Consider the following 20748-nt stretch of genomic DNA (forward strand, 5'->3'; position numbering starts at 1 on the left):
AAATCTATCTGATTTCTGTTCAGAAATCAATAATTCAAAGTAAAAAAATGAAATTTTTCGAAACTCATCTTATTGGGTTAGGATTTCTATTGTTTAAAATTAAAAATAAGTAAATGATGTTTTATATAGACAGAATGTATTTGAATAAGATGTCTAAACTAATAAATAAGAAAGACATTCGAACTGCAAAAAAATGGTGCAAAGAAAATCATTTAAAACTGTACAAGGATTCTTCAGGTGAATTTGCGTATCGAAATGATTTTGATTTAGCATTTGATTTGCCATTAATAAATGAATTGAAATTAAAGTATGGTGATAATTGGGAGGATTTTTACCATGCTTACAAAAACGATGAATTGTACAAAATATTGAATTCACCAAAATCAAAGAAAGTTGAGAAAACGGGTTATGTCCCAAAAGGCAAATTATCCTCAAAATTATTTGGCGAGTCACTGAAATAAATTACACTCGCATTAAATCTAAATCATAATTTATGAAAATATTGAAATATAAGAAATTCACTGGATTGCATATAGTCTGCAAGAAATGTAACAAACTTATTGAGGTCTCGCAGGAAGTATATAAAGGCTGTAGGCATCCAATAGACAGACAGAGATACAAAGCGATACTGAAACAAAATGGAGTTCGCAAAACAAGGGATTTAAAGGCATTAGAATACGATAATGCGGTAAAAGAATTAATAGGATTCAAGGACGAATTATCTAATCCAATTCAGTTTGTCACTCAAATTCCGAAAGCTGAAACTAAACCTGAATTGCTTAATGATTGTATCATGATGTACAGCGATTGGTTGGAAAATGTAGATGTTCCTTTCTTCGAGCAAAAGGTCAGAAGCAAAGAGTACATTCGTGATACCGTTGGATATGTCTGTAAATTAAAAACATACCTTGAAAACATTGGCTATAAAACAGATAAAACAACAATCTATCAAGTAGACAAAAATATTGTAAACAAGTATTTTGAAGAGCTTTATATAAAAAGCAAAAGTATCGCTACATATAACCATAATATAAGAGCTCTAAAAGGCTTTTATAAATTTTTAATAGCAACTAAAGGTTATGACTTAATTAATCCGTTACAATACGCCAAATTAAAAAACGAAGCGCCTAACCCCATTAATGTTGCCGATAATGACTTCTATAAAATAATCAATTGTTTAACTGAAGAAAATTCTATTCAGATTTATAAAAATGGAGTAAGGAAGAACAGATACCGACCATACATTAAAGAAGCTTTTGAATTGATAGCTTACACGGGAATGAGAATAACAGAAGCAATATCAATTAAATACTCTGACATTATATTGACCCAAAGTGGAGAAATCGACTATATCATTGGAGTTGACTATAAATATGAAAAAGCTCATAATCATGACAAATCAAAACCTAAAAAAATAGTTCCCATTCCCTACTCCCCAGAATTAGCAGATTTATTAAAAAGACTCGACTACAAGAATCATCTAGGAGAAGACAGATATTTAATTGGAGCTGATGAAAATATTAGCAGAGAATCGATGGCTAAACAGCTTTCCCATTCGTTTGGATTTTATAGAAACAAAGCTGGCATCACAAGCCCTATTGGATTAAAGCATCTTAGAAAATCATTCTTAACAAAAATAGAGACTCAAACTGGATTGGTTGAATCTCTAGGTTATCAAAAAACAAAAAGTGTAATTCAGAATAACTATTTAGTTAAACCCGAAATTGCTAGGGCTGTTAGAGGAAAAGGATTTAGATTATTTGAACCAGATGCTAATAAGTAACCTCAACAAAATATAAGCAGATAAATTCAAAGTGATTATGAAAGTACACTTAAAAAGTACACTTAGACCAAATAAAAAAGCCTTACATTTCTGTAAGGCTTTGATTTTTAACGTGGTCCCACCTGGGCTCGAACCAGGGACCACCTGATTATGAGTCAGGTGCTCTAACCAGCTGAGCTATAGGACCGGTTTAGAGGATGCAATATTACTACTATTTTTCATTCACTCCAAATATTTTAAGACATCATTTTAATTTAATTTTAAATCTTTCTTCGAATCTCAAAAATGAAATTGATTTTCAACATCTTATTCAAAAATTAAAATGACATTTTTTTATTTAATTTCTTGGCAAAGCTCCACCAAAACACCATTTGTGTTCTTCGGATGTAGAAAAACAACCAATTTATTGTCGGCTCCTTTCTTCGGAACTTCGTTAATCAAAACAAAACCTTCATTTTTTAGACGGATAATTTCAGCTTCGATATCATCAACATCAAAAGCGATGTGATGAATTCCTTCTCCTTTTTTCTCCAGAAATTTAGCAATCGGACTTTCAGGATTTGTAGCCACCAAAAGCTCAATTTTATTATTTCCTGTCTGAAAGAAAGAAGTTAAAACGCCTTCGCTTTCTACAGCTTCCATTTTATAAGACGGAACACCAAGCATTTTTTCAAACAAAACATTAGCATCATCCATGTTTTTTACCGCAATCCCGATATGTTCTATTTTATTCACCATCTTTCCAAAATTATTGATTCAAATATGTATTAAAATACCCGCATTCTGCAATTACATCCTGATAATATTTCGTATCCGAATAGTCTTTTCTTAAAGCTTTGAATGAGTTCCAAGCAATAAAATTAACCTTATCATCTTGAATTTCCCAATAGCTTCTTATGTTATTGTATTTTTTATTGTAATAATCATTTCGTTCGCATTTCGAAATCAGATACAAACATTTTGCTTTTTGTTCTTTGTTCGAAGCCGCTTCAAAAGCTTTTTGGTAATACATTTTAGAAACCGAATTATTCGTAATCATGTCTTTCATCGAATCTCTAAACGAATACGGACTCGATCCGTAACCTACGATGCTTATTTCATAAAAAGTTCTTCCGTTTCCAAAATGAGAAATATTGTAAAACGCATTTCCTAACAAAAGGCTGTTCGTGTAAACATCTTCTTTTTGAGCCAATTTATCTTGCATAGATTTTATTGTCGTCAAGAAATCCATGTAAGTATATTTCTTCTTCTGATACGCAGCGTGCTCACAATCGTGGCAATCTTTTATATTTCCGTTAAACGGATTTCCTAAGAATTTAACGTGCTGAACAGAATCTGTTTGTTGCATAAAAGCAATTGCCTCTGGAATTTTGTTTTTGAAAGTCGCTTGAATTGCTTGGAAATTATTAATATCTTTCAATTTCAAACTATAAATTCCTGCACCAATTTTCTCGATTTCGCTCTTGTTAGATTTTTCTAAGAAAGATTTTATCGCCAACAAATTCTTTTCATTATCATAATAAGCATTTCCGTCATTCCAATAACTATAGCGTGATTCACCATAAATCTCGGCCATCACAAAATTGCCACTTTCTTTATACAAATGCGACAAATAGCTTCTGCTCCATGAAGAAGCATTTTGATAACGAAATGTGTCTCCTTTATAATTTTTAGGAAGTTCAGTGTACAGCCAGTTCAAATCAGCTAGAATTGTTTTCTCATTTTTATCTGTCAGCTTATCAATCTTGCTTAAATTATTTACAAAACGCAACAAACGAAGTTGCATTCCTGCCAATTCTGTTTTAGGAAGTGTTTTTTCAGCTTTAGTATAATTCTTATCCGCATTAGCATAATCGCCTTTTAACGTTTGAAGATATCCAAGTGAAATGTCCCATAAATATGGTTTATCAGTATTTCCAGCAGCTGAAATTTTCGCAATTAAATCAAAAGCGCTATTATCAACTTTTCCTTTATTTTCTGTTTTATTTTCAGCAACAGTCTGCTGTTTTGGTTTCTGGTTTTCTCCTTGTCCGCCAATCTGAAACGAATTGTTTATTTTTTGTTCTAGCGAATTCACCAATCTCGTTCCTAAATAATTCAAATGCTCGCTTTTCGGATCTAATTCGTAGATTTTTTCAATCGCTTGTTTTTCATCTTTATAATATCCGTGAATTGCCCAAAGCGCCGCTTTTTCTTTATTGTTTTTTGCCAAAGCCAAAGCCTTAGTCCAATCTGACTCGTTTTTCGGTTTAAAACTATAAGCCGTTACAACACGTAATTCTGGGCAATTATCAAAAACTTGAGCGTACAAATAATTTGAAGTCGCAAATTTTTTCTGCTTATAATTAATTCCGGCAACGTAAGCCAAAGCACGATAATACAACGTATTTTTAGCAACAGAACTTTCTGTTTTATTAAAAAAGTCAATTGCTTTTTGTTTGTCGTTACTATAAAAACGCGCTTTCATAGTCAAGAACCAATATCTGTTTTTCAAAAACGGATCTGACAAAGTATTGTAAACATTTTCTATTGACTGAATCATTTTGGCATCATTGAACGTTTTTGCCACAACTGGATCGTAACTCCAATAATCTTCTCCGATAGAAACGGTTTCTATTTTCTGAGCTAAATACAGAAATTCGACAAAGTTTTTCACTTTCTCATCTTTCAGATTAAGCTTTTTGCCCCATTTCTGAGTGCTTTTATTTTCCTTTTTCGTTTTATAATAAACATGCAAGCCTTCAATTTCTTCTTTGTTATTGATCACATTTTTATCATCAGAATAATATCTTGGCTTTTCATCTCCAATCAAAAAATAATTGACTGTAGTTGTATCGACTTTTCCTTTAAGATAATCTGCCCAATCTGATTTTATGTTTTTATTAAAACGAGAATTATGTTGCGTATCAAAACCAATACCGTAGAAAATTCCGCCCGATAAAAACAAAGGCGAATACGATTTGTCGGCAAAAGTTTCTGGAGTAAAATTTGAATTATAAGATCCTAAATAATCCCAATCTCCATCTGCACAGGCATATATAATTCCAAATGCGGAAAGCAAAATGGCACTAGAAGCAAGAAATAATCTGCTTAAAAGTATTTTTTTCATAATTGTTTAAATTGAATTCGTCTAAATCGTAAAATATAATTTCGTTTGGCTTTTCGACAAGATTATCTTGCAAATCTTCTGCCATTTCTTTTAAATCTTCTGGTTTTATTTCCTCTATTTTTAAGAGATCATTTTCTTCATAAAAAACACCATTTTTATAATTAGATTGTTTCACTCTGAAAAAAATCGGACTTATTTTTTCAAAATTGGAATCTTTCTCTAGTTCTCTACTATTGATTTTAGAACGAAGTCCGATCACTTTATTATTTCTAATATGAACTCCCCAAGAATAAATTGGAAAAGCAACATCAAGATGCAGCGGATATCTTTTTAAACTTTTAAGATATCGTGCCGCCACTTTCTGATCGTAAATAGAATTTAACGAATCTGGCGCAATCGACCCCATATTGTAATACATCAAAACTCCAGAATCTACATTTGGGATTTTTGTTTTTTTGAAATATTTCACCTGATGCAATCGAATCGTCGCTGAAAGTTTCTTCTTCGAAAGTTTTTTAAAAACCTCTATAAATTTCAAATAATTCCCTTTGCTTTTTAGCGTCCAATCGCAGTCAATTTGAATTTCCTGACACGCAATTTTATTTTTAGAATTGATTTGTTCTATAAAACCAAACGTTTTTTGAGCCAGATCGTTTACATCCAAATTAGATTGCAACATGACTTTGTTCTGAATAAAAACAACCGGAACAATCGCATATTGTTTCGGATTTTCTTCAAAACGAACAGGACTTATGGGAATCGGAAAATTTGTTTCTGGATGAAGTCCAATGTCAAAATACCTCACATAAAGTTTCTGAACATTGTTTTCTTTCAATGTTTCTTTTTCCGTTTCAGAAAACTTGAACATTGTTTTCCAGTAATAAAAGGAGATTACAGGTTTTTCGCTTTTCGTGCACGACAACATTAAAAAGAGAAACAAAACTGGGAAAAATCGCTTGAACAAAACTTAGAAAAATTACATTTTAATTCAAAAGTAAGAAATTATAGCATTTTAAACACTAAAATTTTTGAAGATTTCCAAAATGCCAAATCCTAATAAATGGCTAAAAAATTTCAATTAAAGCAAATATAATCGTTATTTTGTGCAATCAAATTGAAAAACCATTATGTTGAAAAACACTCTAAAATATATTGCATTTATAATTTTAATATCAATGATAAGCTGCGCCAAAAGAGGCAGTATTACCGGCGGTTTAAAAGATACTTTGGCTCCTGTTTTGGTCGGAAGTATTCCAAAAAATTATACTACAGATTTTAAAGGAAATACTATTACTTTATATTTTGATGAATATATCAAACTTAAAAACACAAACAAACAGCTGATTATTTCTCCTCCTTTAAAAAATGAGCCATTAATCACGCCTCAGACTGTCAGCAAATTCATAAAAATTGAACTTCGAGATGATTTACAGCCAAACACGACGTATAGTTTTAATTTTGGACAAGCGATTACAGACAACAACGAAGGGAATGCTTTAGATCAATTCAAATATATTTTCTCAACGGGACCGCACATTGATTCTCTTAAATTGAATGGAAGAATTAAAGATTCTTACGGAAAATATGTAGACAATTTCGTTTCTGTAATGCTATATGAAGTAAATGATAAATTTAAAGATTCTACCATTTACAAAGAATTTCCGCGTTACATTACGAACACTTTGGACAGCATGAGAACTTTTCAGTTTGAAAACCTAAAAGAAGGAAAATATCTTTTGGTGGCGCTGAAAGACAAAGGTTCAAACAATAAATTTAATCCGAAAGATGATAAAATCGGATTTTTGAAAAACTATATCACAATTCCGTCTGACTCTGTTTATGACTTAGAATTATTCAAAGAAATGTTGCCATTAAAAACTTTCAAACCAATTCAAGCTTCTGGAAACCGTTTGTATCTTCCGTATGAAGGAAAACAGAATTTCAAGAATTCAAAACCAAAAGTTGTCCTTAAAAACGGCAATGATGTTTTGGAAACGATTATAACGCAATTCCCTAAAAAAGACTCGCTTCAAGTTTGGTACAAGCCTGTAAAAGCCGATTCGTTATCAATGGAAGTTGAAAAAGGAGATTACAAGAAAAGATTTTCTTTTAAAATTAAAGCGTTGAAAAAAGACACTTTAAATATTAAAGCAGTACAAAACGGCCAGATTAATTTTAGAGATCGTTTTACATTGGAAACCGAAACACCATTAGTAAAATTTGACAATTCTAAAATTAAATTGATTAATAAAGATTCTGTTGCTGTTCCTTACACAACAGAATATGACGAGTTTGACCAAAAACTTTATTTTGATTTCAAAAAAGAACCTTTAGAAAAGTATAGTTTCACTTTCTTACCAGGCGCTTTGACTGATTTTTATGAAAAAACAAACGATACTTTATCGTATAAGTTGGCCACTAAGGAATACGCCGATTATGGGAATATTATATTGACGATGAAAAATGTAAAACGTTTTCCTATAATTGTTGAATTGACCAATAAAAAAGGAGACGTTGTTTTGGCTGAAGGATATTCTGAAGGAGCAACTACATTAGAGTTTAATTTATTGCAACCAGATGTTTTTACTGTTCGCATTATTTACGATGACAATAAAAACAAACAATATGACACTGGTAATTTCTTAGAAAAGAGATATGCTGAAGAAGTTTTTTACAATCAGGAAGAATTTGATGTTCGCGCCAATTGGGATCGAAACGAGACAATCGATTTGAGTATTCCGTTTAATCCAGAAGTCGAGAAAAAACAAGACGATAAAAAGAAAAAAGAAGCTGAAAAGAAACGAAAAGCGTTTTAAAGCTTGATTTCAAACTGATCTCTATCGCTTAAAAAGTCTAATTTTTTACGCGTTTCATACATGGTGTTTTTGTCTAATTCAATGACAAAGACACCATTTTTTTCTTGTGGTTCTAGGATATAATTACCTAAGAAATCAATCGCTTGCGAATGGCCGATATGTTCATAATCGTGCGCATCGTTTCCAATTCTATTTACACCAACTACATACGAAAGATTTTCTATGGCGCGTGCTTTAAGCAAAGAATCCCAAGCATTAGTGCGTACTTTTGGCCAATTGGCAACATACAAAATAAGGTCGTAGTTTTCTATATTTCGAGCAAAAACCGGAAATCTCAAATCGTAACAAATCTGAAGGCATATTTTCCAATCCAGATAATCTACAATAACTTTCTCGTTTCCGCGCGTATAAACCTTGTCTTCGCCTGCTAGAGAAAAAGAATGTCGTTTATCGTAATATTGAATTTCGCCAGACGGAAAAACAAAAAACATTCTATTGTAAAATTTGCCGTTTTCTGTGATGACAACGCTTCCTGTAATTGCAGCATCTTTTTGTTTTGCTTTCAATTTCATCCATTCAACCGTTTCTCCTTGCATTGTTTCAGCAACCTCAGAAGCATTCATTGTAAATCCGGTCGAAAACATTTCAGGAAGTACAATTAGATTTACTTCCGACTGAATTTCATTGATTTTTGAATCAAAATTTTCTCGGTTTTTACTGGCGTTCTGCCAAAAAAGATCGGTTTGAATTAAAGCTATTTTCATTTTAATGATATGAAAGTTAAAATCAGTTTAAAATTAAATCACAACAAGACTTGGAACAGCACTTTTATAGGGCTGTAATTTTACATGATTTGGCTCTTCTTCGGTAATTACATAATTCACCTCAGACAAGCTCGCAATTTTCATTTTAAGAACCGTATTTAGCTTTTCAGTAATGGTTAAAACCGCAGTTTTTTTAGAAGCCTGAATCATTGCTTTTTTCACCTGAACCGTTTCCCAATCAGAATCAGAATAACCGCCGTCGACGTCTAGAGCATTTGTTCCTAAAACCAAAAGATCTGCTTTTATATTGGCTAATTGATGAAAAGCTTCTCCACTCACGCACATTTGGCTATAAGAAGAAATGCTTCCGCCAATCATAATCGTTTTAATGTTTGGCTTATCTAAAAGCTGAACAGCCGTTAAAGCAGTAATAGTAAAAACAGTCAGATTAAGATCGTTTGGAATCAATCGAATGAATTCTCGAATAGTAGTTCCTCCATCAACAATTAAAACCATTCCATCATGAAGAAGACCAACGGCTTTTTCAGCAATAACTTGTTTGGCTTCGACAGCATAAGTTTGGTTAGAGGAAGAATAGTGATATCCTTTGGTCATGGCACCGCCTTTCACTTTAATTAAAAGCGAATCAGCATCAAGTTCATTAATATCACGGCGAACGGTATCTTCAGAAACGCCAAGTTTCGCCGAAAGAGTTTCAAAACTTACACGCGTGTGCAGGTTGATCTCTTTTAGAATATGATTTTTACGTTCTTCTTTGCTGTAATTTAAAACTTCATTTTCTGTGCTCATGCCAATTGATTTTTTACTATTTACAAAAATAAGAATTTAAATGTAGCCCGCGAAACCGTTAAACCTTAAAAAAGGATTTCATAAGCTCACTGCAGATGTTTAAAGAAAGAATTAAAGACAAAACTAACTCACCAACAGAGTACAATCGAAATCAACAAAAAAACGCATCCAAATTAATGAATGCGTTTTTTCAAATATACTAAATTGTGTATTATCCTTTTAAGCTTGCCGCTAAATACTCACGGTTCATACGTGCGATATTTTCAAGCGAAATTCCTTTTGGACATTCAATTTCGCAAGCTCCTGTATTTGTACAGTTTCCGAAACCTTCCAAATCCATTTGGTGAACCATGTGTAAAACACGGTCAGTAGCTTCAACTTTACCTTGTGGCAATAATGCGTATTGAGAAACTTTTGCAGAAACGAATAACATTGCTGAAGAGTTTTTACAAGTTGCAACACAAGCTCCACAACCAATACAAGCAGCAGCATCAAATGATTTGTCTGCATCGTCTTTTGGAACTGGAATAGTATTCGCGTCGATTGTATTTCCTGAAGTATTTACAGAGATAAATCCTCCTGCGTGTTGAATTCTGTCAAAAGAACTTCTGTCAACAACTAAATCTTTAATTACCGGGAAAGCTTTTGCTCTAAATGGCTCGATAAAAATCGTATCGCCATCTTTAAACATACGCATGTGCAACTGACAAGTTGTTACACCTCTGTCTGGTCCGTGCGCTTCACCGTTGATGAATAAAGAACACATTCCGCAAATTCCTTCACGACAATCGTGGTCAAATGCTACAGGCTCTTCTCCTTTGTTGATTAGATCTTCGTTAAGAACATCTAACATTTCAAGGAAAGACATATCTGGTTCGATTCCGTCGATAGGATATTCTACAATCCCTCCTTTATCTTGTGCGTTTTTTTGACGCCATATTTTTAATGTAAGTTTCATAACCTTTTTCGTTTGAAAGTCATAAAGTCGAAAGTCGAAAGTCGCTTGGCACATTTTGCCTTTTGACTTTAAGACTTTGGCTTTCGACCAAATTCTTATTTATAACTTCTTTGAACTAATTTAATGTTTTCGTAATTAAGAGGTTCTTTGTGTAACACTGCGTCACTTGGTTTTCCTTTGTATTCCCAAGCTGCAACGTATGCAAAGTTTTCGTCATCACGAAGTGCTTCTCCTTCTTCTGTTTGGTATTCCTCACGGAAGTGACCTCCACAAGATTCGTTACGGTGTAAAGCATCTTTCGCGAACAATTCTCCTAATTCTAAGAAATCGGCAACACGAGTTGCTTTCTCCAATTCCTGATTAAATTCGTTAGCGCTTCCTGGCACTTTTACATCTTTATAAAACTCTTCACGTAAAGCAGCAATTTCTTCGATAGCTTCAGTTAAACCTTTAGCATTACGAGCCATACCTACTTTATTCCACATAATTTTTCCTAATTTTTTGTGGAAGTAATCTACTGAGTGTTTACCATTATTATTGATAAATTTCTCTATTTGATCTTTTACCGCTTTTTCAGCTTCAATGAATTCTGGTAAATCTGTAGAAATTTCACCCATTTTAATATCTGGAGCTAAATAATCTCCGATAGTATAAGGTAATACGAAATATCCATCAGCTAAACCTTGCATTAAAGCAGAAGCTCCAAGTCTGTTTGCACCGTGATCAGAGAAGTTAGATTCTCCAATTGAGAAACATCCTGGAATTGTAGTCATTAAGTTATAATCAACCCAAGTTCCACCCATTGTGTAGTGAACCGCTGGGTAAATCATCATTGGAGTTGTATAAGGATCCTCATCAACGATTTTGTAGTACATCTGGAATAAGTTTCCGTATTTACTTTTCACGATTGCAGCTCCTAATTTAGTTACCAAAGCAGCATCTTTATCATCTAAACCTTTTACATAAGCATCCTCAGTTCCGTAACGTTTGATTGCTGCTGCGAAATCTAAGTAAACCGCTTCTCCAGTTTTGTTAACTCCAAAACCAGCATCACATCTTTCTTTAGCTGCACGAGACGCAACGTCACGAGGTACTAAGTTACCAAAAGCTGGATATCTTCTTTCTAAGAAATAATCTCTTTCGTCTTCAGATAAATCAGTTGCTTTTTTCTTTCCTTCACGAATTGCCTGAGCATCTTCTAATTTTTTAGGAACCCAAATACGACCGTCATTACGTAAAGATTCAGACATCAAAGTCAATTTAGACTGGTGATCTCCTGAAACTGGAATACATGTTGGGTGAATTTGTGTGTAACAAGGATTTGCGAAAAACGCTCCTTTTTTATGAATTTTCCAAGCTGCTGTTGCGTTACTTCCCATAGCATTTGTAGAAAGGAAAAACACGTTTCCGTATCCTCCAGAACCTACTACTACTGCGTGAGCAGAATGTCTTTCAATTTCTCCTGTAATTAAGTTACGAGCGATAATACCTCTCGCTTTTCCGTTCACGATTACAATGTCAAGCATTTCGTGACGGTTGTACATTTTAATTTTTCCACGACCAATTTGACGGTTCATTGCAGAGTAAGCTCCTAACAATAATTGCTGTCCAGTTTGTCCTTGTGCATAAAATGTACGAGAAACCAAAGTTCCTCCAAAAGAACGGTTATCTAATAATCCGCCGTATTCACGAGCCAATGGCACCCCTTGAGCCACACATTGGTCAATAATATTACCTGAAACTTCAGCTAAACGGTAAACGTTTGCCTCACGAGCACGGTAATCTCCACCTTTTACAGTATCGTAAAATAATCTGTAAATAGAGTCACCGTCACCTTTATAGTTTTTTGCCGCGTTGATACCCCCTTGTGCTGCAATAGAGTGCGCACGACGTGGAGAATCTTGGAAGCAGAATGCTTTTACGTTATATCCTAACTCAGCAAGAGTAGCCGCAGCCGAACCTCCAGCCAAACCTGTACCAACAACAATAATATCTAAGTTACGTTTGTTAGCTGGGTTTACTAAATTAATATGATCTTTATAATTTGTCCATTTGTCCGCAATAGGACCATTTGGAATTTTTGAATCTAATGCCATTATAATTGATATTAATTATTGAAATGATGAAATAAAGCGATAATTACAAAAGCTGCTGGTACTACAACTGCAAACCAGTAACCAACTTTCGCTAAAAATCTAGAGTATTTGTTGTGCATCCCTACAGATTGAAGAGAAGATGCAAACCCATGCCACAAGTGGAATCCTAATAGGATAAATGACACACAGTACAATGCTGTACGAATTGGATCATGGAATTTGTGAACTAACTCACCATAATACCTTGTAGCATCTGGTGCTGTTCCAGCTATATATTTATAGCTAACTTCAGGAAACCAGAAATCATAAAAGTGCAATCCTAAGAAAGCCAAAATAACCAATCCAGAAATAATCATATTTCTAGAACTCCAAGAAGCGTTTGCAGCTCCGTTGTATTTAGCGTATGCAATTGGTCGTGCCGCGCTGTTTTGAGCCGTCAGAATAAATCCCATTACAAAGTGGAAAATTACTCCGAATGCCAAAATTGGTTGCATTACATACTGAATCAGCGGATTGTACCCCATAAAGTGAGAAGCTTCGTTAAAAACGTCTTCACTAATTATAGAAATAAAATTTAAGGAAACATGCAGCGCTAAAAACGTGATCAAGAATATTCCCGAAAGAGCCATAGCTACTTTCTTTAAAATGGAAGCATTCAATAGTGCAGATTGTGCCATAAGTGTTAAGTAGTTTGTTTTAAAAAATTACACAAAAATAATTCAATTACAAAAGAACTACAACCATTTCGCTGTTATTTATAATGATTTTAAAATAGCCTAATTCTACGTATTTTTACGTACAGAAATTGAGCTGATAAAAAATAATTCACTATAGAGAACCTCAAAATCCTGCTTTTTAAGCCTTAAAGAAAAAATTAAGCTCTAAGTAGATTACCGAAAATTTATCATATTGTTATTTTATTCAAAGTTTTGATTTATTTTCTTCAAAAGTGTTCTTCGGCAGAAATTTTGTCTAAGTAAAAAATTGTCATTCCACAACATAGTTTTACCTTTAGCGGCTCAAAAAATAAAGAATGAAAACAGGAATTGATGCTATCTCATTTGATGTAGCAAACATACATTTACCCATAAAAACTTTGGCTGTTGCCAGAAATATTGAACCAGAAAAATTAGAAAAAGGTCTTGGATTATTAAAAATGACCTTTCCAGACGTTCACCAAGACGCTGTTGTTTTTGGAGCAAATGCCTTAACAAAACTTATCCTTGACAATAAAATAAACCTTAACGAAATAAGCCGAATTTATGTTGGTACTGAAAGCGGAATCGACTCTTCAAAACCAATTGCTTCTTATTTAATTAGTTTAATGGAGCAAAAATTTGGTGAAGATGCTTTGGCAGAATGCGATGTTGTAGATTTCACTTTTGCCTGTATTGGCGGTGTAGACGCGATGCAAAACTGTCTTGATTTCGTAAAATTGAATCCAACAAAAAAAGCAATTGTGGTTACTAGCGATTTTGCAAAATACGATTTAAATTCTGGTGGAGAATACACACAAGGAGCTGGAGCGGTTGCGATGTTAATTACTGCAAACCCAAAAATTATTGCTTTTGATGATAATTGGGCTACAAGCACAAAAGGTGTTTTCGATTTCTTTAAACCATACAGAACTATTTCTAAAGAAGAAATTACAAAAAACTCAAACAACGATTCTTGGTTTGATAACTTAGAAGCTGAAATCGAAATCCATAAAGACCAGCCGGTTTTTGATGGACAGTATTCTAACCAATGCTATATGGATCGTACGCGCAATGCTTACGTTTCATTCAAAAAATTAAAAAATACTACTGAGACTTTATATAATACTTGGACGAGTATTATCATGCACTTGCCTTATTCTTTCCAAGGAAGACGTATGTTGTCTGAAATTTATGCTTTAGACAGTGCCGAGAAAATTATTGCTGATGATATTGCACCTGCAGATTATCAGACAAAAATTAAAGAAGTAGCAAAATCTGATGATTACAAAACATTTGTAACGGAGAAATTGCAACCTGCTGAATTAGCGTCTTCTTTAATTGGAAACCTTTACACTGGTTCTATTTTCATGGGGCTATTGTCGACTTTGGCTCATTTTTATGATACTAAAAAGGAAATTGCAGGAACTAAATTTGGTTTCTTAGCTTACGGAAGCGGATCTAAATCGAAAGTTTTTGAAGGAACAATTCAACCAGAATGGGAATCTTCTCTAGCAAATGTGAAGCTTTTTGAAAATTTAAAAGAAAGCGTAGAAATTGATTTCAATACTTACGAAAGTCTTCATAAAAAAGAACAAAAAGAAAGCATCAGAACTCCGAAAAACGAATGGATTTTAGATAGAATCGAAAAAGAGATTCCTGTTTTAATTGGAGCTCGTTATTATAAATGGGTGGATTAATTAAATTTCCAATTTTGATCCCGAGACTTAGGGACCAAATTCCAAATAAAAAAACCGAAGCAGTTTGCTTCGGTTTTTTGTTTACATACAGTTTGTCATTGCGAGGAACGAAGCAACCACACTACCTAACATCACACGCGATGTGATTGCTTCGTTCCTCGCAATGACGGGATCGCGTAAAAAACCTTCGTCAAAGTTTTAAACTTTAACAAAGGTAAAATCGCATAGTTTCAAATATTAAGAATTTTCTAATTATCCAAATTGACACATTCTCTAATTAAAATCAATCCTTCTTATGCTGTTCAGTATAATTTTGATTTCCTTTTAGACGCGTATCTTCGGTATGCATTCCGTTTGCCATTCCGAGCATGAAAGCTGTCATTATTAGAATTAATTTCCTTTTTAACCAATGAAGTCGTGGCTTAGATTGCTCTAAACCTTTTTTATGAGTTTGTTTATACATTTTAAAATGATAAATGATTAGACATTATGAATCATCTTATGCCATGAAAATAGCATAATGGCTTAGAAAAACAGCTTCCTTAAGCCGTGTATAAACTTTTCTTGAAATTGCTTGAAGTATTTATTTCATTTAGAAAAACCGACTTTGCTATAAATGAATTTATATCACAACGAATCTTTTTGTATATTTTCAGAATAACATGAATTTGAAAAGTCAAAATTTCCTTTAATCTGAAACAAGTTAAAAGTATCGGAAATAAAGCCTTTCCAGTTCTTTTAACATGATTAAAAACGTAAACTCGAAGATTTTTTAGATCTATTTCTTTTCTCGAAACAACAAAAGAAGACTGATAATATTCTGGAGAATTAGATTGAACATACAAAACACCATCGCCCGCCATTATGACCATAGCCACAAAAAGGGAAAGCAGGTATTTTAAATGTTTTTTCAAAATCTATTTCAGTTTTCAAAGTATTTATTTACAATATTAGTTCTTTGTTTTTTAATTCCGAATCAACTTTCAATATTTTTCTCATCGAAAATCAACAATGCTAATCCCAAACAAAAAACAAAACAGCTCAAGAGCATCCAAATTCCATTTTTAAAAACAAAAAAAGATATTCCGACAGCAATCGAACCAACAATTACCATTAGGGTTTTTACAGTTTCTGTTTTTATAAAAGCAAATGCGTGCAACGCCAAACCAAGAAAAAGCAAAGACGGCCCAACCGCTATAAATGGATAAAAAATCAATGGTGAAATTGTAATTTGATGACTTAATGCCTCTTTCGCAATTTCGTTATCTCCGTAGCTTGACATTATAAAGTCGATTGTGCAAAGTCCGATATGCGCAATAACGCCCAAAGTTGTCAAAACAGAAGCAACTTTATGAATCTTCGTTTTAGGAAATACGTCATTAAAAGACAATAAAAAACACGCGCCAATTAAATTAAACCAATGGGCAAAATCTATTGAATCGCTAAAACTTGGCAAAAATTTTGAAAAGAATAAATAACTGATTAGAAAAAATAGTAATCCGATTAAGCAACGGTGTTTTGTTTTCATAATTATTTCTTAAATTTTATTGTCTCGAAATCGTAACCATATTATGACTTAAAGCAAAACCACGATTTTCATAAATAGCAACGTTTTCTATTCGTTTTTTGTTTGTGATTCATCAATCATTTATCTTCTGAATCTTTTCCACGGTAGTTTTTATCAATAAAAAAACTCTTGAATTCATCTTAACTTATATCAGTCAATTTTGAAATTTTTTCGCCCGAAAATTCAAAAACAGATTTTCCTTTTAAATTTAATTCGTCTCCTTTTTTCATTCCGTTTGGAAAATCCATTGCCAGAACCGCTCGATAATCGATTTCTATTTCTGTTTCAGATTCTAAATGCTTAAAAGTTGTAATGGTTTGTGTTCTGCTTGAAAAATAATTTTTAGCCTCTTCTGCTTGCTCTTTAAATTCTTTTATTCCTTTTAAAGACATATTTACTTCTCCATTGGCTACATTTTCAAAAACAATATTATTGCCGAAATCAGCGGTCATTTTTTCAATATTGAATTGATTGTAACCTTCAATGTAATTTCTGATTATTTGTTCTCTGTTAGTCATGATTTAATTCTTAAAAATGTTTTTTAGACAATAATTTCAAATTTATGAAATAAAAGAAAACCGAAATCTTGTATTGACTTCGGTTTTTCAAATTCTATTTATTCTTTTCCTTCTAATGCTATATTAAAATGCCAATCATGTTTATACCAAGTACTTTCATCTTCAAGGCTATTATTTTTGCTAATTTTAGATTGTCCAGAATAACCAGTATTATAACAGAATCCACTTCCAGCAGCGGTGCTAGCCGAACTACCTGCAGAGACACCTAATTTTTCGCCATCAACTAAATACCAATAAAAACTATAGCTTTTATTTGCCTCTAAATAAAGATTAAACTTTTTTAGATCAAACGGAATAAAACCTCCATTGAAATACCCTGGCACTTCTGTAGTTGTAGTTGCTAAAATAGTAAGATTAGCATCCTTAACAATTAATTTCAATGTTAATGGTTTATTATATTCTTGTCTGTTTTCATCGTATGTAAATCCTGTATTAAGATGAATACTAAAAGTTGAAGGAACCAAATTTTTATCAACTATTACTACTTGTCCAGTTCCCACATTCCTATCATAAGGTAATATATCCGGAGCATTAGTTCTGTTATCTCCACCAAACCATTTCCATGCATTTGCTTCAGAACATGATCTTGATACAAAACTATTCATATGCTCAATTTTTACTTGATAGATCTTTTCTGCTCCAGATTCTGATTTAACAGTAAAGCTTACGGGCTCAGAATAATCTTTTATTGTTTTAGGGTCTGGAGTTACAGTTGCATACTTTGAAAATTTAAACTCGACATTTAAATTTTTAAGGTCATTAATTTCAGGAATTCTTTTCGTTACTAATCCTTTTTCATTATCAATCGCAACGTTTAATAACAAATTCGAAGTTTTTACATTTACTTCCAGAATGAAATTATCAGTACTTGGCTCTCTTTTTATGTCTACGTTATAATTTTTCATTTCTCCATTTACTGCTGTAACTACAAAAACAAGAGGTCCATTAATAGTTTTAATCGTTGCTGGATCAGGGCTTATTGTTGCTTTTTTAGGAATTGAAACATTTAAGTTTATATCTTCTAATTCAAATGTACTTTCTACAATGCCACTTATTATATTTTCTTTAATTGAAAAATCTTTGGTAACACTTCCTTTTGTTATGGCAAAAGATTGAATTGTATTTTCGTTACTTAAACTTTCCTCTGCACCACAGGATGTCATTAAAAGAGAAATAAAAAAGATGATTGAAAATAGGGTAATTTTAGTTTTCATGTATTTTGGGTTAGTTTATGATTGCAAATATTATCATTTACAACACAATTTCTTTACGGGAAACCGCATTCCCTTTAAATAGATTTTCAGAACACTAATCCTTCTCTCAAAGTTTTGAGACGGTCAGTAAGACAAAACGAAACTTTACATCTTACTGTCTTCGTGTCAAAACTCCAAACAAATAAGAAAACTTTAATAAATCAATTTCACACGATATATTTAAAATATGTAATTTTGAAATTCGAAGTTCAAAAACGAAATAATTATGAAATATCATCAAATAAACAGCGCTCTTTTTGTGAAGAACCGCAGAAAATTCATGGCAGAAATGAAGCCTAATTCAGTTGCCGTGTTCAATTCAAATGACATTTACCCAATTAGTGCAGACAGTACTTTGCCTTTTGCGCAACACAGAGATATTTTTTATCTAAGTGGTGTAGATCAGGAAGAAAGTGTTTTGCTTTTGTTTCCAGATGCGCCTTATGAGCACCAGAGAGAAATTCTTTTCTTGAGAGAAACAAACGATCATATCGCAGTTTGGGAAGGTGAAAAATTGACAAAAGAACGTGCTTTTCAGGTTTCTGGAATTAGAACAGTTTATTGGTTACAAGATTTTCATAAAGTTTTGAACGAAATGATGACGTATGCAGATACGATGTACATCAACACGAACGAACATTACCGCGCAACTGTTGAAACAGAAACTCGCGAAGCTCGTTTTGTAAAATGGTGGAAAGAGCGTTATCCTGCGCACAACGTTGCAAAAAGCAACCCGATTTTACAAAGACTTCGTTCTGTAAAAGAAAGCGAAGAAATCGATTTGATTCAGCATGCTTGTGATATTACAGAAAAAGGTTTCCGTAGATTATTAGGATTCGTAAAACCAAATGTTACAGAATATGAAGTTGAAGCTGAATTGGCTCACGAATTCATCCGTAACCGTTCTAAAGGTTTTGCTTATACGCCAATTATCGCTTCTGGAAACAATGCGAATGTTTTGCACTACATCGAAAACAATCAGCAATGTAAAGAAGGAGATTTGTTATTATTAGATGTTGCTGCTGAATATGCTAATTATTCTAGCGACATGACAAGAACGATTCCAGTTTCTGGACGTTTTACAGATCGTCAGAAAGCAGTTTACAATGCGGTTTTAAGAGTTAAAAACGAAGCAACAAAAATGCTTACGCCAGGAACGCTTTGGAAACAATATCATATTGAAGTGGGCAAAATCATGACTTCTGAATTGCTTGGTTTAGGTTTATTAGACAAAGCTGATGTTCAGAACGAAAATCCAGAATGGCCAGCGTACAAAAAGTATTTCATGCACGGAACTTCTCACCACATGGGATTGGACACGCACGATTACGGATTGCTTCACGAACCAATGAAACCAAATATGGTCTTCACTGTTGAGCCAGGAATCTACATTCCAGCAGAAAAATTCGGAATCCGTTTAGAAGATAACGTTGTGGTTCAGGAAAAAGGAGAACCTTTCAACTTAATGCGTAACATTCCTGTTGAAGCAGATGAGATTGAAACTTTGATGAATGAATAAAAAAAATAAAGCCCTTAATAGTAGTTATTAAGGGCTTTTTTAATTTATAAATCGGTTAATTATCCGATTTTTGAAATCTGAACGTCTAATTGGAATTTACCGTCAGCTTCGTTTCCGTTGATTAGTTCGAAAAGTTCTAACGCTCTTCTTGCGTTTTTCTCTTCTTCTCTTTGCTCAGCCACATACCACATCATAAAGTCTTCTGTAGCGTAGTCGTTTTCAGCTCTACATTTTGCGATTACTTTATTGATTGCTTGAGTAACTGCAATTTCGTTTTGCAAAGCAATTTCAAATACTTCTCTAAAAGAAGCAAATTCTTGCTGTACTTCTGGAACAGATGGCGTAATTGCAATCCCTCCCATATCTGTAATGAATTTGAAAATTTTCAAGAAATGCTCTCTTTCTTCTTCAGCTTGCTTATACAAATAACCTGCTGTATTTGCAAAACCGTTTCTATCTAACCATGCTGCCATAGCTAAATATTTGTTAGAAGCATCGCTTTCTAATTTTGCCTGTAAATTCAATATATTTTCTACGCCTTCAGTTAATGACGTGCTTGTTCTTAGTAAATCTTTCATAACATTAAGTTTTATAATGTAAAATTACAAAAACTTAACCGAGTAGCCCTAAATGTCTGAAAATTTGGATTTAATCTAAGTAAGAATCTAAATAAGCTCAACATTTGCTACACTACAAAGCATAGAATGTAAAGTAAGAGTAAATTTTGTTCCGTTTAATAAATCTCTCAACTGCACTATTTCACAGATAGTAAGATTTCTAGAAAAATTTCTTTTGGTAGTTTCAATCAACTGCGCGTCTGATTGGTCAGACAAATCATATAGCATATTAAGAATGTCAACGCTATTAACCTTTCTTTGAAAAATCAAAAAATCCTGAATTTTATAACTTGACACAGTATCAACAAAATTGATGATTATACTGTCGGTCAAATCACATTGGTAACTATATCCTTTTTCGGTTTCAAATAATACTTTGGTGGTCAAATCGCTAACTAATGCCATTCTGATAAAATTATAACGATGCAAAAATATATAATTTAAGGCAATTAAACACGTAATTAAGACTAATTTAAAATAACA

General features: G+C 33.0%; 20 protein-coding genes and 1 tRNA gene. 5 read left to right on the top strand and 16 right to left on the bottom strand.

Annotated elements, in window-relative coordinates:
- Positions 1–113 precede the first annotated feature (113 nt).
- Both ACE01P_RS08950 and ACE01P_RS08955 read left to right on the top strand, forming a co-directional pair.
- Positions 114–461 (top strand): hypothetical protein, encoded by a 348-nt coding sequence (locus ACE01P_RS08950; RefSeq protein ID WP_379696436.1) that lies wholly within the window; start codon positions 114–116, stop codon positions 459–461.
- A 32-nt stretch (positions 462–493) separates the two neighbouring features.
- Positions 494–1783 (top strand): tyrosine-type recombinase/integrase, encoded by a 1290-nt coding sequence (locus ACE01P_RS08955; protein ID WP_379696439.1) that lies wholly within the window; start codon positions 494–496, stop codon positions 1781–1783.
- Between the two features lie 113 nt (positions 1784–1896).
- Here the strand turns inward: ACE01P_RS08955 and ACE01P_RS08960 are convergent.
- The 4 genes from ACE01P_RS08960 to ACE01P_RS08975 form a co-directional block, all read right to left on the bottom strand.
- Positions 1897–1970 (bottom strand) — tRNA-Ile (locus tag ACE01P_RS08960).
- Positions 1971–2116: 146 nt separating this feature from the next.
- Positions 2117–2521 (bottom strand): methylmalonyl-CoA epimerase, encoded by a 405-nt coding sequence (gene mce, locus ACE01P_RS08965; RefSeq protein ID WP_290962919.1) that lies wholly within the window; start codon positions 2519–2521, stop codon positions 2117–2119.
- 10 nt (positions 2522–2531) lie between these two features.
- Positions 2532–4892 (bottom strand): hypothetical protein, encoded by a 2361-nt coding sequence (locus ACE01P_RS08970; RefSeq protein WP_379696443.1) that lies wholly within the window; start codon positions 4890–4892, stop codon positions 2532–2534.
- Positions 4852–5760, bottom strand: a complete 909-nt coding sequence (locus ACE01P_RS08975; RefSeq protein WP_379696446.1) for a hypothetical protein — start codon at positions 5758–5760, stop codon at positions 4852–4854. Before ACE01P_RS08975 ends, ACE01P_RS08970 begins: the two co-directional genes overlap by 41 nt.
- A 259-nt stretch (positions 5761–6019) precedes the next feature.
- Here ACE01P_RS08975 and ACE01P_RS08980 point away from each other — a divergent pair, with 259 nt between their 5' ends.
- Complete coding sequence (locus tag ACE01P_RS08980; RefSeq protein ID WP_379696449.1) at positions 6020–7708, top strand: Ig-like domain-containing protein; 1689 nt, start codon at positions 6020–6022, stop codon at positions 7706–7708.
- On the opposite strand, the gene ACE01P_RS08985 is transcribed toward ACE01P_RS08980, so the two are convergent.
- The 5 genes from ACE01P_RS08985 to ACE01P_RS09005 form a co-directional block, all read right to left on the bottom strand.
- Positions 7705–8472, bottom strand: coding sequence for a nitrilase family protein (locus ACE01P_RS08985; RefSeq protein ID WP_379696451.1), 768 nt, complete (start codon positions 8470–8472; stop codon positions 7705–7707). The two genes, ACE01P_RS08980 and ACE01P_RS08985, sit on opposite strands and share 4 nt — an antisense overlap.
- Before the next feature lie 33 nt (positions 8473–8505).
- On the bottom strand, positions 8506–9282 hold the full coding sequence (locus ACE01P_RS08990) for a DeoR/GlpR family DNA-binding transcription regulator (protein ID WP_379696454.1): 777 nt from the start codon (positions 9280–9282) through the stop codon (positions 8506–8508).
- A gap of 211 nt (positions 9283–9493) precedes the next feature.
- Complete coding sequence (locus tag ACE01P_RS08995; RefSeq protein ID WP_379696457.1) at positions 9494–10240, bottom strand: succinate dehydrogenase/fumarate reductase iron-sulfur subunit; 747 nt, start codon at positions 10238–10240, stop codon at positions 9494–9496.
- Positions 10241–10335: 95 nt separating this feature from the next.
- Positions 10336–12336 (bottom strand): fumarate reductase/succinate dehydrogenase flavoprotein subunit, encoded by a 2001-nt coding sequence (locus tag ACE01P_RS09000; RefSeq protein WP_379696459.1) that lies wholly within the window; start codon positions 12334–12336, stop codon positions 10336–10338.
- An 11-nt stretch (positions 12337–12347) separates the two neighbouring features.
- Positions 12348–13013 (bottom strand): succinate dehydrogenase cytochrome b subunit, encoded by a 666-nt coding sequence (locus ACE01P_RS09005; RefSeq protein WP_379696462.1) that lies wholly within the window; start codon positions 13011–13013, stop codon positions 12348–12350.
- 356 nt (positions 13014–13369) lie between these two features.
- Between ACE01P_RS09005 and ACE01P_RS09010 the strand changes: the two genes are divergently transcribed.
- Entirely contained in the window at positions 13370–14731 is a 1362-nt protein-coding gene (locus tag ACE01P_RS09010) for a hydroxymethylglutaryl-CoA synthase family protein (protein WP_379696465.1), read from the top strand.
- Positions 14732–15014: 283 nt separating this feature from the next.
- On the opposite strand, the gene ACE01P_RS09015 is transcribed toward ACE01P_RS09010, so the two are convergent.
- The 5 genes from ACE01P_RS09015 to ACE01P_RS09035 form a co-directional block, all read right to left on the bottom strand.
- Positions 15015–15194, bottom strand: coding sequence for a hypothetical protein (locus tag ACE01P_RS09015; protein WP_379696468.1), 180 nt, complete (start codon positions 15192–15194; stop codon positions 15015–15017).
- A gap of 79 nt (positions 15195–15273) precedes the next feature.
- Positions 15274–15645, bottom strand: a complete 372-nt coding sequence (locus ACE01P_RS09020) for a hypothetical protein (RefSeq protein WP_379696470.1) — start codon at positions 15643–15645, stop codon at positions 15274–15276.
- A gap of 62 nt (positions 15646–15707) precedes the next feature.
- Entirely contained in the window at positions 15708–16259 is a 552-nt protein-coding gene (locus tag ACE01P_RS09025; protein ID WP_379696473.1) for a hypothetical protein, read from the bottom strand.
- Positions 16260–16438: 179 nt separating this feature from the next.
- The gene (locus tag ACE01P_RS09030) at positions 16439–16816 is read right to left on the bottom strand and encodes a nuclear transport factor 2 family protein (protein ID WP_379696476.1); all 378 of its coding nucleotides are present in this window, start codon (positions 16814–16816) and stop codon (positions 16439–16441) included.
- A 98-nt stretch (positions 16817–16914) separates the two neighbouring features.
- Positions 16915–18090, bottom strand: coding sequence for a DUF5018 domain-containing protein (locus tag ACE01P_RS09035; protein WP_379696478.1), 1176 nt, complete (start codon positions 18088–18090; stop codon positions 16915–16917).
- Between the two features lie 265 nt (positions 18091–18355).
- Between ACE01P_RS09035 and ACE01P_RS09040 the strand changes: the two genes are divergently transcribed.
- On the top strand, positions 18356–19648 hold the full coding sequence (locus ACE01P_RS09040; protein ID WP_379696481.1) for an aminopeptidase P family protein: 1293 nt from the start codon (positions 18356–18358) through the stop codon (positions 19646–19648).
- Positions 19649–19707: 59 nt separating this feature from the next.
- On the opposite strand, the gene ACE01P_RS09045 is transcribed toward ACE01P_RS09040, so the two are convergent.
- Both ACE01P_RS09045 and ACE01P_RS09050 read right to left on the bottom strand, forming a co-directional pair.
- A complete protein-coding gene (locus ACE01P_RS09045) occupies positions 19708–20226 on the bottom strand; it encodes a ferritin (protein ID WP_331139082.1) in 519 nt (172 codons plus the stop codon).
- An 87-nt stretch (positions 20227–20313) separates the two neighbouring features.
- The gene (locus ACE01P_RS09050; RefSeq protein ID WP_379696483.1) at positions 20314–20670 is read right to left on the bottom strand and encodes a hypothetical protein; all 357 of its coding nucleotides are present in this window, start codon (positions 20668–20670) and stop codon (positions 20314–20316) included.
- Positions 20671–20748 lie beyond the last annotated feature (78 nt).

Origin of the sequence: Flavobacterium sp. HJSW_4, assembly GCF_042436695.1 — a bacterium.
Lineage (GTDB): Bacteria > Bacteroidota > Bacteroidia > Flavobacteriales > Flavobacteriaceae > Flavobacterium.

Excerpts from the sequence above, each read along its gene's own strand:
- ACE01P_RS08950 (WP_379696436.1), top strand. The coding sequence starts at position 114 with ATGATGTTTTATATAGACAGAATGTATTTGAATAAGATGTCTAAACTA.
- ACE01P_RS08955 (WP_379696439.1), top strand. The coding sequence starts at position 494 with ATGAAAATATTGAAATATAAGAAATTCACTGGATTGCATATAGTCTGC.
- mce (WP_290962919.1), bottom strand. The coding sequence starts at position 2,521 with ATGGTGAATAAAATAGAACATATCGGGATTGCGGTAAAAAACATGGAT.
- ACE01P_RS08970 (WP_379696443.1), bottom strand. The coding sequence starts at position 4,892 with ATGAAAAAAATACTTTTAAGCAGATTATTTCTTGCTTCTAGTGCCATT.
- ACE01P_RS08975 (WP_379696446.1), bottom strand. The coding sequence starts at position 5,760 with ATGTTCAAGTTTTCTGAAACGGAAAAAGAAACATTGAAAGAAAACAAT.
- ACE01P_RS08980 (WP_379696449.1), top strand. The coding sequence starts at position 6,020 with ATGTTGAAAAACACTCTAAAATATATTGCATTTATAATTTTAATATCA.
- ACE01P_RS08985 (WP_379696451.1), bottom strand. The coding sequence starts at position 8,472 with ATGAAAATAGCTTTAATTCAAACCGATCTTTTTTGGCAGAACGCCAGT.
- ACE01P_RS08990 (WP_379696454.1), bottom strand. The coding sequence starts at position 9,282 with ATGAGCACAGAAAATGAAGTTTTAAATTACAGCAAAGAAGAACGTAAA.
- ACE01P_RS08995 (WP_379696457.1), bottom strand. The coding sequence starts at position 10,240 with ATGAAACTTACATTAAAAATATGGCGTCAAAAAAACGCACAAGATAAA.
- ACE01P_RS09000 (WP_379696459.1), bottom strand. The coding sequence starts at position 12,336 with ATGGCATTAGATTCAAAAATTCCAAATGGTCCTATTGCGGACAAATGG.
- ACE01P_RS09005 (WP_379696462.1), bottom strand. The coding sequence starts at position 13,013 with ATGGCACAATCTGCACTATTGAATGCTTCCATTTTAAAGAAAGTAGCT.
- ACE01P_RS09010 (WP_379696465.1), top strand. The coding sequence starts at position 13,370 with ATGAAAACAGGAATTGATGCTATCTCATTTGATGTAGCAAACATACAT.
- ACE01P_RS09015 (WP_379696468.1), bottom strand. The coding sequence starts at position 15,194 with ATGTATAAACAAACTCATAAAAAAGGTTTAGAGCAATCTAAGCCACGA.
- ACE01P_RS09025 (WP_379696473.1), bottom strand. The coding sequence starts at position 16,259 with ATGAAAACAAAACACCGTTGCTTAATCGGATTACTATTTTTTCTAATC.
- ACE01P_RS09030 (WP_379696476.1), bottom strand. The coding sequence starts at position 16,816 with ATGACTAACAGAGAACAAATAATCAGAAATTACATTGAAGGTTACAAT.
- ACE01P_RS09035 (WP_379696478.1), bottom strand. The coding sequence starts at position 18,090 with ATGAAAACTAAAATTACCCTATTTTCAATCATCTTTTTTATTTCTCTT.
- ACE01P_RS09040 (WP_379696481.1), top strand. The coding sequence starts at position 18,356 with ATGAAATATCATCAAATAAACAGCGCTCTTTTTGTGAAGAACCGCAGA.
- ACE01P_RS09045 (WP_331139082.1), bottom strand. The coding sequence starts at position 20,226 with ATGAAAGATTTACTAAGAACAAGCACGTCATTAACTGAAGGCGTAGAA.
- ACE01P_RS09050 (WP_379696483.1), bottom strand. The coding sequence starts at position 20,670 with ATGGCATTAGTTAGCGATTTGACCACCAAAGTATTATTTGAAACCGAA.